The following is a 14,154-nucleotide window of genomic DNA, read 5'->3' on the forward strand; positions in this document are numbered from 1 at the left end:
CACACCTTACCACGGCGCAGCCGCCGTCCGGTCTTCGCGCTGCAGGTCACGTCCTGCCGCCCCACGCATCCGGCAAGCTCCCGCGCATCAGAAGACAGGAAGAAGCGCCGCATGCCGCGCACGAACGACGATATTGGGCCCCTGTCGAAGGGCTGGCTGATCCTGCTCGGGGTCGTGATCCTGGCCGCCGGCCTCTTCTTCACGATCGGCGGCGCCAAGCTCGCCAGCCTGGGCGGCAGTCTCTATTTCATCCTCGCCGGTCTCGCGCTTGTCGCATCCGGTCTGCTCATCGCCCGCCGTCGCCCGGCGGGCGCCCTGGTTTTCGGCGCGACCTTCGCGGTGACGATTGTCTGGGCGCTGCTGGAAGCCGGCCTCGTCTTCTGGCCGCTGGTGTCCCGACTGCTGGCCATGGGCGTCGGCGCGACCGTGGTCGCCCTGTCCTATCCGCTGCTGCGCCGCGCGCGCGGCCTTGCCCCTGCCTGGAAGCCTTCGCTGGTCGTCGCGGCGGTGCTGGCCCTGGCCTCGGCGGGCGGCGTGGCCGGCATGTTCGTCCCCCATGCCCCGGTCGCCTTCGCCGGCGAGGAAGCCGCGCTGACCCCGGTTGATCCCGCCCAGGAGCAGACGAACTGGGAAGCCTACGGCAACACCAGCGGCGGCAGCCGTTTCGTCGCCCTGGACCAGATCACCCGCGACAATGTGAAAAAGCTGAAGCTCGCCTGGACCTATCGCACCGGCGACATCGCCGAGAGCGACGGCAACGGGGCCGAAGACCAGACCACGCCGCTGCAGATCGGCGACACCGTCTATGTCTGCACGCCGCACAACAATGTCATCGCCCTGGACGCCGACACCGGGCGCGAGAAGTGGAAGACCCTCGTCAACGCCAAGGCCTCGGTGTGGATGCGGTGCCGCGGCCTGGCCTATTTCGACGCCCGCGCACCGCTGCAACAGCCTCGCCTGCCGGCGGCGACGCCCGTTCTTCCCGCCGTGCTTCCTAAGGGCGCGCCGTGCGAACGCCGCATCCTGATGAACACGATCAACGCCGAACTGATCGCCCTAGACGCCGACACAGGCCGGTTCTGCGCCGGATTCGGCGTCAACGGACGGGTCGACCTGAAGGCCGGGCTCGGCGACGCGCCGGATCCACAGTACCAGCTGACCTCGGCGCCGACCCTTGCGGGCACCACCGTGGTGGTGGGCGGCCGTGTCGCCGACAATGTCCAGGTCGACATGCCGGGCGGGGTCGTGCGCGGCTTCGACGTCGTCACCGGCGCGCTGCGCTGGGCCTTTGATCCGGGCAATCCGGCGATCACCGGCGCACCGCCGGCGAGCCAGACCTATGCGCGGTCGACGCCCAATGTCTGGGCCGCCATGTCCTATGACCCGGCGTCCAACACCGTCTTCATGCCGGTCGGCAGCGCCTCGGTCGACATCTATGGCGTGACGCGGACCGCGCTCGACCACAGGTACGGCGCCTCGATGCTGGCGCTCGACGCGACGACCGGGCGCGAGAAATGGCATTACCAGACTGTCCACAATGACCTGTGGGACTTCGACGTGCCGATGCAGCCCAGCCTCATCGACTTCCCGGTCGCCGGCGGACGCACCGTTCCGGCCCTCGTCTTCGGCACCAAGGCCGGTCAGTTCTATGTCCTGGACCGCGCCACCGGCCGCCCCCTGACCCAGGTCGACAATGTCGCCGTCAAGCCGTCGAACATTCCGGGCGAGCCCTATTCCCTGACCCAGCCCCGATCGGTGGGCATGCCGCAGATCGGCAATGCGACCCTGACCGAGGCCGACATGTGGGGCGCCACCCCCTTCGACCAGCTGTTGTGCCGCATCGCCTTCAAGGGCATGCGCTACGAAGGTCTGTACACAGCGCCGGGCACGGACATGTCGCTGAGCTTCCCCGGCTCCCTGGGCGGCATGAACTGGGGCGGCCTGTCGATCGATCCGACGACCAAGACCATCTACGCCAACGACATGCGGCTCGGTCTCTGGCAGCAGATGATCCCCCAGACCCACGAGGCTCAGGCCGTCGCCAGCAGCGGCGGCGAGGCGATCAACACCGGCATGGGCAGCGTGCCGATGAAGGGCACCCCCTACGCCGTGAACAAGAACCGGTTCCTGTCGGCCCTGGGGATTCCGTGCCAGGCGCCGCCCTACGGCTCCCTGACGGCGATCGACATGACGACCCGCCAGATCAAGTGGCAGGTCCCGGTCGGCACGGTCCAGGACACCGGACCGCTGGGCATTCGCATGGGCCTGCCCATTCCGATCGGCATGCCGACGCTGGGCGGCACGCTGACGACCCAGGGCGGCCTGGTCTTCATCGCCGGCACCCAGGACTTCTATCTGCGCGCCTTCAACGCCGCGACCGGCAAGGAAGTCTGGAAGGCGCGTCTGCCCGTCGGCAGCCAAGGCGGACCGATGAGCTACAGGTCGCCGCGGACAGGCAAGCAATATGTGGTGATCACCGCCGGCGGCGCGCGCCAGTCGCCCGACCGCGGCGACTATGTGATGGCCTACGCCCTGCCCTGACCCGACGTCGTCTCGCGGGGCGAGGCCCACGGCCCGCCCCGCGCCTTCCCTGCCCGACTGCTCCCTCCGCCCCTGTTCGGCGGGGTCGCGAGGAATTCATGACCCAATTCACCCGGAAATCGCTGCGCTGGGCGGGCTGCGCCCTGTCGGCGGCCGCCTTGATCGCCGCCGCCCAGGCACGCGCGGACGAGGCCCGCCCCGCCCGGCCGCCGCAGGCGGCCGACACCCTGAGCGGAGACCAGGACGGGCTGCGCGCCCGGCTCGGGGATTCCGGGGTGACCCTACGCGCCGACTATGTCTCGGAGACCTTTTCGGCCGTCAGCGGCGGCCTGAAACGCGGCTCCGCCTATACGCAGCAGATACGCGCCGGAGCGGATTTCGACATGCAGACGATCGCCGGCTGGACCGGCGCCGCCCTGCACCTGACGCTGAACGATCGACGCGGCGCCGGCCTGTCGTCCGACTATGTCGGCAACCGGTTGCCGATTCAGGAAGCCTATGGCGGCCAGTACACCCGACTGAGCGAGCTCAGCTATGAGCAGAACCTGGCCGAGGGACGGCTCAATCTTCGGCTCGGCTATTTCGCCATGGGCAATGACCTGGGCGGGATGGCGCTGGGCTGCAATTTCGTCAACGCGGCCTTCTGCGCCCACCCCCTGTCCCTGTCGGGCGACAGCGGGTGGTACAACTATCCCAACGCCCGCTGGGGCGCGGCGGTCCGCTATCGTCCCCGTCCGGACCTGGCGCTGCGCACCGGCGTCTATCAGGTGAACACCAGCCTGGGGCTGGAAGGCAATGCCTTCAAACCCTTCGCGGGGCGCACCGCCGGCGTCGTCCTGCCGTTCGAGATCGAATATGATCCCGGCCTGACCGCGGACAGCCCGAGCCTTCCCGGCCACTACAAGCTCGGCGTCTACTACGACACCTCGCGCGCCGCGCGGCTGGACGGCGGGGGCGCGCTGCGCGGCCGACGCGGCGTCTATCTGCTCGCGGACCAGATGATCCTGCGCGACGCCGGCGGCCGGGGCCTGTCGGTCTTCGGCCAGTTCACGGCCAACCCGCCGCAGGCCGCCCAGATCACCCGATGGTACGCCGCCGGAGTCGTGATGACGGCCCCCCTGCCCGGTCGCGGCGCAGACACCGTCGCGCTCGGCGTCACCCATGCCGAGGTCAATCCCCGGCTGCGCGCCGCCCAGGTCGAGACCGGCGCCCTGCCAGGCGGCTACGCCTCCCTTCCGGCGGGCGAGACGGCGATAGAACTCAGCTACGGCGCCCGGATCCGCCCCTGGCTCAGCCTCCGGCCCGACCTGCAGTATATCGTCGATCCCGGCGCCTTCGGCTTCCGCTCGACCCGCAACGCCCTGGCCCTGGGCGCCCAGCTGAAGGCGCAGTTCTGAGGCCTGCGGCTCAGAGCGGCGGCGGGTCCACGCGGCAATAGCGGGTGACGATTTCGACCACCTCCTCGCGCCGCGCCGCCGCCGCCGCGCTGCGCACGTCAGCCCCGAACAGGGCGCCGAAGGTGTAGCGGTTGGCCACGAAATAGAAGGCCAAAGCGCTGATGGTCATGTGCAGATCGACCGCCTTCAGGCCGGGCCGGAAACTGCCGTCGGCGACGCCGCGATCGATCAGGGCCTGGGTCTTGGGCAGGACCATTTCATTGTATGCTTCGACCACCGAACCGACGTGCGGTCCGTGGCGCATGTTCTCGTCCATCACCAGCCGGACCAGTTCCGGATGCTGGAAATGATAGTCGAAGGTCAGGGCCGTCAGCCTTTGCAGCGCCGCGAGCGGCGGCAGGTTTCCGAGCCCCGCGTCCAGCTCGGCCGAACGGATTCCGCGATAGGCCTCGGTCAGGACGGCGCGGTAGAGCCCGTCCTTGCTGCCGAAATTGTAGTAGATCATCCGCTTCGACGTCGCCGTCTCGGCGGCGATCTCGTCGACGCGCGCGCCCGCGAACCCCTTGTCGGCGAAATGCGCCGTTGCGACCGCGATGATTTCGCGCCGGTTCCGCTCTGTGATCGTCTCTTGCTTCACACCGGATCAATGGCCGCGCGCCCGGCACAAGGCAATCCCGCGCAGGTCAGGCAATTGCGGGCGCCCGGCTCCTCCTTTCGTAGTATCGCCATCCCGTCCAGGGCGTAGTCTGATGATCAGGCGGCGAAGAGGGAGCCGACTCTAGGCGGGGGGCGTCGGATGGATGACGGGACGGACCTGAACCCTTCCGGATTTGAGAAGAGCGTCTTTTCACGCTGGCCCGCGCCGGCCAGCGTGAAGCGCGTGGCGGCGTCAGCCCTGCCCGGCTGGGCGCACGAAGAAGTACGCGCCGTCTCGCTTTGGCCTCGACTGGGCGGCGGTCAGGTGATCGGGGTCGCCGCCATGGCGACCGTCGCGGCCGGATTGATCGCCGCGATCCTGCATGACGACCCGACCGTCTGGCTATGGCTGGCCTTGGCGGGTCTGTCCGTGACGCTTCTTGTGGGAAGGTGGCGCGCCCATGCCCGCGACAGAGGCGAGGCCGCCTGGCGCGACGCCCTGTTCGAACGGTCCGGGATCTCGCTCTGGCGCGAGGACTGGTCGGCGGTCGGCCAGGCCATACTGGCGCTGAAACGCGACGGGGTTCACGATATCGAGGCCTATTTCGCCGCTCGTCCGGAAGCGGCCAGGGCGCTGCGCAGACAGGTTCAGGTCAAGGACGTCAACAGCTTCACGGTCGAGATGATGGGCGGTCGATCCAAGGCGGACTTCGTCGGCTCGCTGGATCGCATCCTGCCGGACAGCGACCAGACCTTTGCGCAATGGCTGATCGCCTTCGGGCGGGGCGACGCCTTCTATCGCTCCGAGACCCATATCGTCCGCCCGGACGGCACGCATCTGGACTGTCTGTTCACGGCGGCCCTGCCGACGGATCGCGCGGGGTTTCGGGACATACTGGTCACGGCCCTGGACATCACCGACTACAAGGCGTTGCAGGCCCGACTGATCTCGGCCGAGACCGACGCCGCGCGGGCGCTGCGGATCTCGACCCTGGGCGCCCTCAGCGCCTCCATCGCCCATGAGGTCAACACGCCCCTGGCCTCCATCCTGGCCAACGCCCAGGCCAGTTTGCGCTGGCTGAGACGCCCGGCGCCGAACCTCGACGAGGCGGAGCGGGCCATCGAGCGCGCGGTGGCCGATGCGACCCGCACCCACGAGATCGTCGCCCGAACGCGGGACTTTCTCAGCGGCGCCACCCCCAGCCTGCAACCGGTCGACCTGGCGGAGACGGCGCGGATCGCCACGACCCTGATCGACGGCGAGCTGAGGCGTCACGACGTCTCGGTCCATCTGGACGCCTCGCCCGGACTGACGCGCGTGCTGGCCGATCCGGTCCAGATGCAGCAGGTCCTGGTCAATCTGCTGATCAACGGGGTTCAGGCGATGGCGGGCCGGCCCGCGCCGAGGGATCTGAGCGTGAAGATCTGGAGGGACGAGGCCATGCTCCATATCTCGGTCAGCGATTGCGGCCCCGGCGTCGCCGTCGAGGATCGCGGCAGGCTGTTCGATCCCTTCTTCTCGACCGGCAAGGGCGGCATGGGCATGGGGCTGGCCATCTGCCGCAGTTGCGTCGAGTCCTGGGAGGGGCGGATCTGGCTGGACGATAACGACGGGCCGGGCGCGACCTTCCGTATCAGCCTGCCCGCGATCGAGGACTGAGGTCGCTCACGCGACCAGACTGGCGTCCGACAGCCGATGCAGCCGATCCGCGATCAGCACCCAGTCCGCCAAAGTGCGCGCCTTCATCTTGGTCATGGCGGATTTGCGGTGGGTCTTGATGGTGGCCTCGCTCAGCGAGAGTTCGGCGGCCACCTGCTTGTTGAGACGACCGGCGGTCACCAGCGCCATCACCTGACGCTCGCGTGGCGACAGGCTGGCGAAGCGGCGGCCGAGCGCCGCCAGATCCTCGGTCTCGGCGAGGCGGCGCCGGTCGCGGGCGACGGCGGCGACGACCGCATCGAACAATTGCTGGTCATTGACCGGCTTGGTCAGAAAATCGACGGCGCCCGCCTTCATCGCCCGCACGCTCATGGGGATGTCGCCATAGCCCGTCATGATGATGACCGGCTGGCGGATTCCGTGGCCGGCCATGCGTGAATGCAGATCCAGTCCGTTGCCGTCGGGCAGTCTGACATCGACCAGAACGCAGCCGGGCCGGTCGGGCTTTTCCGCCTTCAGGAAGGTTCCGATCGAGGCGTGCTCCATGGTCTCGTAGTCCATCGAGCGGAACAGCCCGCGCAGCGCTTCGCGCAGCTGGCTGTCGTCGTCGACGATGTGGATCAGGGGCGTCATGGGCGACCGGCGTCCGCAGGAAAGATGCTTGCAACACCCTATACCCTGACGGGCATTCGGTCTTTTCCTGATTTGCTGACCTGTTGCGCTGCGGAATTTGTCACTGGGGAAAGCCTCGCGTAACCTGGGTTTGGGAGGTGGGGTGTGGACGGGCACGGTCTGGAGAAGTTCCGCGACGCCGACCTGTTGGCGACCTCCGCCAATCGGCCCTGGTCGTTGCTGGCCGCCGAGATCCGCAGGCACGGACCGGGCGAGATCAGCGCCTTCACGCCGCACAACGCCGAGATCACCCAGATCATCCGCGGCGCCCCCGAGGCCATGTCCACCCGATCGTCCGGCGGCGTCAGGCAGGAGGTCGCCGCCCGACCGGGCACCATCTGGCTGTGCCCGGCCGGCATACGCGAGGAGGCGACCCGCCTGTCGGCCGACATGCCGGAGGTGCTGCACGTCTATATCGCGCCGCACAGCTTCCTCGAAGGCGAGCTGGCCAGCCTCGATTTCCGCGCCCAGGACCTGCGCTATCAGGCCCAGGTCCAGAACCCCAGGGTCGGCGAACTGCTGGAGCGGATGAAGCATGAGCTCCGGGAAGAGACCTCCGCCGCCGGCCTGAAGATGGATCTGCTGGCCGTCGATCTGATCGCCACCCTTGCGGCCGATCATGCGGAGACGCCTCGGGAGGACGTGGGCGCCGGCGCGCCAGGCCTGCTGGACCGGCGTCGGCTGGATCGGGTCCTGTCCTTCATCAACGACAATCTGGATCGGGACATTTCGGTCCTCGACCTGGCCGAGGTCGCCTGCGTCAGCCTGTTTCACTTCTCGCGCGCCTTCAGCCTGACCATCGGCCTGTCGCCCCACGCCTATCTCAGCCGCCGCCGCCTGGATCTGTCGCGCCGGATGCTGGCCTGGGACGGGAGCAGCCTGGCCCAGGTGGCGCTGGCCTGCGGTTTTTCCAATCAGGCCAATTTCACCCGCGCCTTCACCCGGGCGACGGGCGTCAGCCCAGGCCGCTACAGACAGGTGTTCGCCGCGCGATAGAAGAGAGGCCTTTCATCCTTTTGGAGGAATGGCTGTCGTCACGCCCCCGTGCCAACCTCCGAACGGAGGTCGTGCGTGTCCCAGCCCGTCATTCATGTTGTCGAGGACGACGCCCCCCTCAGGGTCGCCCTCATCGGCCTGCTCGACGCCCTCGGCTATCGGGTGAAGGCCTATGAGTCGGCCGAAGCCTTCCTCTCGCACGGAGCGCCCCAGGCTTCGGACTGCATCATCACAGACATCCAGATGTCGGGTTTGAGCGGCATAGAGCTGAAGCGGCGTCTGGAGCTGTCGGGCGTCTCTACGCCGGTGATCATGGTCACGGCGCGGACAGAGGCGGCCCTGCACGAGCGGGCCTGGGCCAGCGGCGCGGTCTGCGTGCTTCACAAGCCTTTCCAGGAAGCGGACCTGGTGCGCTGCATAGAGACGGCCCTGTCCGGTTGAGGCCGCTCATACCAAGAGTGGAACGGTCCAGCCTCATGGAGAATGGCGCGAGGCCCGGCTTGGCCCTCATGGTCGGTCCATCGTGGGCGTCGCCGACGCCGTCCGAACGAGGTCGCTCCCATGTCCCGCACCATCGTCCTCATCCATGGCGCCTGGCTGAACTCGCACAGTTGGGAAGGCTTCAAGGCCCGCTACGAAGCCAAAGGGTTCGAGGTCCTCACGCCCGACTGGCCCTATGACGACCAGTCACCGGCGGAGCTGCGCCACAGCCCGGATCCGCGCCTGGCCAGGAGCGGCCAGAGGGCGGTCGTCGACTATCTGGACGGCCTCATCCGCGCGCTGCCCGAACCGCCGATCCTGATCGGACATTCGCTGGGCGGCGTCTTCGTCCAGCACCTGCTGGACCGGGGCCTGGGCGCGGTCGGGGTCGCCATCGATCCGGCGCCGACGCCTGGCGTTCCTCTGGGGCCGCACGCCATCGTCTCGGCCCTGCCGATCTTTTCCGACCTGTTCAGCTGGAAGAAGATCAAGACCATGTCGCGCCGCTATTTCGAGACCCGTTTCGCCCAGACGGCGCCCAGGGATCGCGTCGGCGAACTGTATGACCACTATATCGTGCCGACGGCGGGACGCATGTATTGGGACGGGATCACGGGCGCGGTCGCTCCGATCAAATGGAGCAATCCCGATCGGGCGCCCCTGTTGCTGATCGGCGGCGAGCTGGACCTGATCGCCGACGCGTCGATGACGCGCGCCATTCATCGCAAGCAGAAGCGCGCCCCGTCCCGCACCGATCTGAAGATCTTCGAAGGACGCTCCCATTGGACCTGTATCGATGCAGGCTGGGAGGCGGTCGCCGACTACGCGACCGACTGGGCCGTCGCCAACGCCCGGCCCGCCGGCTTCGCGTCGCGCTGAACGGGCCGGGAACGGAGGGCGGCCATGGTCCATCCGTCACGCGGCCCGGCGGTCTTCGTCCACGGTCTGTGGGTGACGGCCGCCTCCTGGAGCCCCTTCGTCCAGCCCTGGCGCGCGGCCGGATACGAAGTCCATACGCCGGAATGGCCGGTGCTGGCCGGCCGGGAGGTCGAGGCGTTACGCCAGGATCCGCCGCCTGAACTGGGGCTCCTGACGATAGAAGCCGTCGTCGACGCCATGGCTGACCATATTCGCGCGCTGGATCGGCCGCCCCTGCTGGTCGGTCACTCCTTCGGCGGTCTGTTCGTTCAACTGCTGCTGGATCGCGGGCTGGGACGGGCGGGCGTGGCGATCAATCCCGCCCCGATCGCCGGCCTGGTTCCAGGCTGGCGCACCTTGCGCGCCGCCGCGCCCGCCATTCTGCGTCCCGACGGCGGGCGTCGCCCCTACGCCCTGACGCCGCGCCTGTGGGCCGACCGATACGCCAACGCCGCGCCGGTGGCGCTGCGGGACGAGACCTGGGCGCGCTACGTCGTGCCCACTTCGGGTCGGATCATCCATCAGGCGGCCTTCTGGCGCGGCACGCGGATCGACGCCCGCCGTCGCCGCCAGCCCCTGCTGATCACCGGCGCGGACCAGGACCGGCTGGTCACCCCCTATCTGTCGCGATCCGCCTGGCGCATTCAGCGACGATCTCCGGCCCCGACCGACTATCTCGACTTTCCGGGCCGCTCCCACCTGCTGATCGCCGAGCCCGGCTGGGAGGCGGTCGCTCAGGCCTGCATCGCCTGGGACCAGACCAGGCCGCCGCCGGCTGGGGGTGGCGATGAGTCTCCAGATCACTTGGTCAGCGCTTGAAGGAGGACATCATGATGGATCCAGCACCCCCGGCCGACCCCGGTGAAGACCTGTCGGAGGAGGAGACGTTGGACGCTCTGCTCGACGAAGCCTTGGACGAAAGCTTCCCTGCAAGCGATCCGGCCTCCGTTCTTCGCCGAGAGGCGTGACGCCTCGCCTGTCCGCCGGCTCGGTCGGGCCTCAGGCGGCCGGGTCGGCGGGCGGCGCCACTGTCGCACCTGACACCCCGTGCCGCGCGAGGGCGTCGGCGATCCAGCCGTCGCGTTTGGCGTCCTCGACAAAGACCGCAAGCGCCTGGGCCGCAGCGTCGCCGAAGGCGCGCCTGACCCCCATGGCCTGCTCGATCACCATGAAACGTCCGTCCAGCAGACGCAGGTCATCGCGATGCGCGATCAGTTGTTCCAGTTGCCGACGCACGCCCGCTGCGACATCGGCCTGGGTGTCCAGAAAAACCTGGACCACCGCCGGCGAGGTCGGCGCGCGCTCGATGGCGGCATGCTTCAGGGCGCGGGTCAGGAACAGGTCATAGGCGCTGCCCTTGCCGACGGTGACCCGAACGCCCGTCCTGTCGACCTCTTCGTTGGCGCGAATGGGCGAGTCCGCCTTCACCAGATAGCTGCCCTCGATCAACACATAGGGGGCAGTGAAGGCGATTTCCTCGGCGCGCGCCGGATCGCGCGCGAAGAATCCCACATCCGCCTCGCTGGCGTTCAGGGCGGCGACCGCCTTGCCCGCGGATTCGAACGGCACGAGCGTCAACGGCAGATCGAGCCGTTCCGCCAGAGCCCGAGCCAGATCGACCGAGACGCCGCTCAGTTCTCCCGTCTCGGCGTCTCGATGCGCCAGGATCGGATTGCCGTAGTTGATAGTGACGCGCAGGGCGCCGAATGGCGCGAGGGCGGTGCGAAGGGCGTCGGGGTGGGTCATCTTGCGGTCTCTCGGCTGCACGTCGGTAGGTTCAAGGGATCAAGACCGCGCGGCGCAGCCCGTTCCTTCGGAAACGGCGGACACCCGGCTGTGGGCGAGCCGCAAGGGCGGTGCGAGCGGCGCGATTGGTGCTTATATGGCGGAATGAAGAACCCCGCCGCCGACCGACGCCTGCCGCTCTACCACCAAATCCGCGACAGCATCGCCGCGCGAATCGCGGACGGGGAGTGGGGCGCCGGCGACTGTATCGCGTCCGAAAGTCAGTTGGCCGAGACCTATGGCGTTGCAGTGGGCACGATACGTCGCGCCACGGATCTGCTGGGGGACGAAGGCCTGATCGAACGGGTCCAGGGCCGGGGCATGTTCGTGCGCCGTGCGGATTTCGCCAACTCGCTGTTTCGCTTCTTTCGCCTGTCGACGGAGAATGGGCAGCCGCTGACCCCGACCAGCCGCATCCTGTCGCGCGAACGGGTCGAGCCGACCGACGACGTGAAGGCCCATCTGTCGCTGCGCTCGGGAGAGGGTGCGATCCGGATGGTGCGAACACGCGAAAGCGGCGACCGCGTGCTTCTGCATGAAGAAATATGGCTGTCGGCCAAGGCGTTCGGCGCGATCGTCGATATCGAAATCTCGGAGCTGCTGCCGCTTCTCTATCCCGCCTACGAACGGCTGTTCGGACGGGTCGTGGCCCGCGCCAAGGAGCGGTTGTCCGTCGCCAGCGCCAACGCCGTCGTCGCTCAGGCCCTGTCCGTCACCCCCGGCGCCATCGTGATCCGCATCGAGAGACTGGCGTTCGATCACGCGGGTAACCCATTGGAATGGCGGATATCTCATGGATCGGCGGACGGGTTTGCTTATGAAATCGACGTGACGTGACGCGTCCAAGTTGACAGGTAACGCCAGCCCTGCCAACTCATATACATAACTATAAAACTAATAGGGTCTGGATGTGCTTGGGTCGTTTAAGGCCAATTTCATTTCGAGCTATGGAGGGTGGGCCGGCGAAGCCTTCGACTTCCAGTTGTTCGCGCTCGCCCTGCCCCTCATCCTCGCCACGCAAAGTCTGACGCCGGCGATGGCCGGTCTGGCCGTCACCGGCGGCCTGGTCGCCGCCGCGATCGGCGGGTCGGCGGGCGGAGCCCTGTCGGACCGCATCGGCCGCCTGAGCGTCCTGCAGGGCGCGATCATGGTCACCGCCCTGGCGACCCTGGGCTTCGCGGTCGCCGTCGCTCCCTGGCAGTTCGTCGTTCTCAAGGCCATCCAGGGCCTGGCGTTCGGGGCGGAATGGTCGGTCGGCGCCGTCCTGATCGCCGAGCGCGCCTCGGCCGGTCGTCGCGGCCGCTATCTCGGCCTGATGCAGAGCGCCTGGGCGATCGGCTGGGGCGCCGCCGTCCTGACCGCCTATGTCGCGTCGAGCCTGTTCGACCCCGCCGTCGCCTGGCGGATCATGTTCGCGGCCGGGGTCGCCCCCGTCGGCCTGGTGCTCTGGCTTCGCCTCCAGCCGCGGCAGGAGCAGCCCCGGAAGGCTCGGCCCTCCCGGCTAGCGCCCCAGGACTGGGCCGCAATGAAGCGCCGCGTCCTGCCGTCCGCCCTGCTCGGCCTGGCGGCGCACGGCGGGTTTCACAGCCTCTTCACCTGGGTGCCGACGCTGCTGCGGACGGAACGCGGCTTCTCCGTCGGGCAATCCACCCTCATCCTGCTGACCATGACGGCCGCCTTCGGCCTGGGCTGTATCGCGGCCGGCGTCGCCTCGGACCGCTTTGGCCGACGCACGATCCTGTCGCTGTTCGCCGCCCTTTCCGCCACGACGGCCTTCACGACGACCCTGCTGCCGCTCACGCCCGTCACGGCCGTCGCCGCAGCCGTGCCGCTCGGCTTCGCCGCCGGGGGCGTGCCGGCGATTCTCGGCTGCTGGTTCGCCGAACTCTTCCCTGCACCTGTTCGCGGGCTGGGCGTCGGTTTCGCCTATAACGCCGGCCGGATCGGATCCGCCGCCCTGCCGGGCCTGATCGGTTGGGCCATGGGCTTGGCGCCGCTCGGGGTGTTGATCGGCATGACGGCCCTGATCTGTTACGGCGGCGCCGCCCTGGTGGCGCAGCGTCTGCCCGAGACCCGCAGTCTTGAGATGGTCGCGCCATGATGTCGCGGCGCACCTCTCTGGGCCTGATGATGGGGGCGGCCGCGGCGCCCGCTGTCGTCGCCCAGGCTCAGGCACAGGCTCAGACACAGACTCCGGCGCAAACTCCGGCGATCACGGGCGGCGTCGACGCCCATGCGCATGTCTTCACCCGCGACCTGCCCACCGCGCCTGGCAGCCGCTACACGGTCGATTACGACGCCACGCCCCGCGCCTTCCTGGACCTGCTCGAAGCCCGGGGCCTAAGCCGCGGCGTTATCGTGCAACCCAGTTTCCTGGGCGCCGACAACCGGTATCTGCTGGACACTCTCGTCGCCCATCCCGACCGGTTCCGGGGCGTCGTGGTCGTGCCCGAAACCATCGGCCAGGAACGACTCGACGCCATGGCCGGCCTCGGCGTCGTGGGCGTGCGCCTCAACCTGATCGGTCGCCCCGACCCCGACCTGGCCAGTCCCGCCTGGCGCTCTCACCTGGCCGCGCTGGCGAACCTGGACTGGCAGGTGGAGATACAGTGCGAGGCGCAGCGCCTTCCGGGCCTGCTGCCGCAACTGGCCGGCGCCGGCGTGAAGATCGTCCTGGACCATCTCGGTCGTCCCGATCCGGATATCGGCGTGGACGACCCCGGCTTCCGGTATCTGCTGGCGCAAGCCGAGACGGGGCGGATCTGGGTCAAGCTCTCGGGCGAATACCGCATCGGCGCCACGCTCGCCGCCCAGGCGGCTGCGCGGTTGCTCGACGCCTTCGGCCCGTCGCGCCTGGTCTGGGGCAGCGACTGGCCCCACACCCAGTTCGAAGCCGCAGCCTCGTACGCTGCGGCTTTCGCCGCCCTGTCGCGCTGGGCGCCGTCCCCGGACATGCGCCGGCAGATCCTCGTCGACACGCCGGTCGCTCTGTTCGGCTTCTACGACCGACCGGTCGCCGCAGCCCCCTCACTCCTCAAACACGCCCACTGACGATCTGACGAGACGGGC

General features: G+C 68.6%; 14 protein-coding genes. 11 read left to right on the plus strand and 3 right to left on the minus strand.

Annotated elements, in window-relative coordinates; genetic code table 11:
• Positions 1-111: 111 nt before the first annotated feature.
• Positions 112-2,541, plus strand: a complete 2,430-nt coding sequence (locus ACIQ1T_RS02075; RefSeq protein ID WP_395942826.1) for a glucose/quinate/shikimate family membrane-bound PQQ-dependent dehydrogenase — start codon at positions 112-114, stop codon at positions 2,539-2,541.
• A 98-nt stretch (positions 2,542-2,639) separates the two neighbouring features.
• The gene (locus tag ACIQ1T_RS02080) at positions 2,640-3,938 is read left to right on the plus strand and encodes a carbohydrate porin (RefSeq protein ID WP_395942827.1); all 1,299 of its coding nucleotides are present in this window, start codon (positions 2,640-2,642) and stop codon (positions 3,936-3,938) included.
• 10 nt (positions 3,939-3,948) lie between these two features.
• Here the strand turns inward: ACIQ1T_RS02080 and ACIQ1T_RS02085 are convergent, their stop codons facing one another.
• Complete coding sequence (locus tag ACIQ1T_RS02085) at positions 3,949-4,575, minus strand: TetR/AcrR family transcriptional regulator (RefSeq protein WP_395942828.1); 627 nt, start codon at positions 4,573-4,575, stop codon at positions 3,949-3,951.
• A gap of 159 nt (positions 4,576-4,734) precedes the next feature.
• Here ACIQ1T_RS02085 and ACIQ1T_RS02090 point away from each other — a divergent pair, with 159 nt between their 5' ends.
• Positions 4,735-6,234, plus strand: a complete 1,500-nt coding sequence (locus ACIQ1T_RS02090) for a sensor histidine kinase (RefSeq protein WP_395942829.1) — start codon at positions 4,735-4,737, stop codon at positions 6,232-6,234.
• Between the two features lie 6 nt (positions 6,235-6,240).
• Here ACIQ1T_RS02090 and ACIQ1T_RS02095 read toward each other — a convergent pair whose 3' ends face one another.
• Positions 6,241-6,867, minus strand: coding sequence for a response regulator transcription factor (locus tag ACIQ1T_RS02095; RefSeq protein ID WP_395942830.1), 627 nt, complete (start codon positions 6,865-6,867; stop codon positions 6,241-6,243).
• Between the two features lie 144 nt (positions 6,868-7,011).
• On the opposite strand from ACIQ1T_RS02095, the gene ACIQ1T_RS02100 reads away from it, so the two are divergent.
• The 5 genes from ACIQ1T_RS02100 to ACIQ1T_RS02120 all read left to right on the plus strand — a co-directional run bounded on the left by ACIQ1T_RS02100 (position 7,012) and on the right by ACIQ1T_RS02120 (position 10,268).
• On the plus strand, positions 7,012-7,902 hold the full coding sequence (locus ACIQ1T_RS02100; protein WP_395942831.1) for a helix-turn-helix domain-containing protein: 891 nt from the start codon (positions 7,012-7,014) through the stop codon (positions 7,900-7,902).
• A gap of 75 nt (positions 7,903-7,977) precedes the next feature.
• Entirely contained in the window at positions 7,978-8,343 is a 366-nt protein-coding gene (locus ACIQ1T_RS02105) for a response regulator transcription factor (RefSeq protein WP_395942832.1), read from the plus strand.
• Positions 8,344-8,463: 120 nt separating this feature from the next.
• The gene (locus ACIQ1T_RS02110; protein ID WP_395942833.1) at positions 8,464-9,261 is read left to right on the plus strand and encodes an alpha/beta hydrolase; all 798 of its coding nucleotides are present in this window, start codon (positions 8,464-8,466) and stop codon (positions 9,259-9,261) included.
• Positions 9,262-9,285: 24 nt separating this feature from the next.
• Positions 9,286-10,119, plus strand: coding sequence for an alpha/beta hydrolase (locus tag ACIQ1T_RS02115; RefSeq protein WP_395942834.1), 834 nt, complete (start codon positions 9,286-9,288; stop codon positions 10,117-10,119).
• 11 nt (positions 10,120-10,130) lie between these two features.
• A complete protein-coding gene (locus ACIQ1T_RS02120) occupies positions 10,131-10,268 on the plus strand; it encodes a hypothetical protein (RefSeq protein WP_395942835.1) in 138 nt (45 codons plus the stop codon).
• Positions 10,269-10,299: 31 nt separating this feature from the next.
• On the opposite strand, the gene ACIQ1T_RS02125 is transcribed toward ACIQ1T_RS02120, so the two are convergent.
• Entirely contained in the window at positions 10,300-11,046 is a 747-nt protein-coding gene (locus ACIQ1T_RS02125) for a transporter substrate-binding domain-containing protein (protein ID WP_395942836.1), read from the minus strand.
• Between the two features lie 144 nt (positions 11,047-11,190).
• Here ACIQ1T_RS02125 and ACIQ1T_RS02130 point away from each other — a divergent pair, with 144 nt between their 5' ends.
• From ACIQ1T_RS02130 to ACIQ1T_RS02140, 3 genes are all read left to right on the plus strand, one after another.
• Positions 11,191-11,922 (plus strand): GntR family transcriptional regulator, encoded by a 732-nt coding sequence (locus ACIQ1T_RS02130; RefSeq protein ID WP_395942837.1) that lies wholly within the window; start codon positions 11,191-11,193, stop codon positions 11,920-11,922.
• A gap of 73 nt (positions 11,923-11,995) precedes the next feature.
• Positions 11,996-13,186 carry an MFS transporter gene (locus tag ACIQ1T_RS02135; protein ID WP_395942838.1) on the plus strand — a complete coding sequence of 397 codons (1,191 nt, stop codon included), beginning with the start codon at positions 11,996-11,998 and terminating at the stop codon, positions 13,184-13,186.
• Positions 13,183-14,136, plus strand: coding sequence for an amidohydrolase family protein (locus ACIQ1T_RS02140; protein ID WP_395942839.1), 954 nt, complete (start codon positions 13,183-13,185; stop codon positions 14,134-14,136). Before ACIQ1T_RS02135 ends, ACIQ1T_RS02140 begins: the two co-directional genes overlap by 4 nt.
• Positions 14,137-14,154: the final 18 nt, after the last annotated feature.

The organism is Brevundimonas sp., assembly GCF_044336875.1.
Classification (GTDB): domain Bacteria; phylum Pseudomonadota; class Alphaproteobacteria; order Caulobacterales; family Caulobacteraceae; genus Brevundimonas.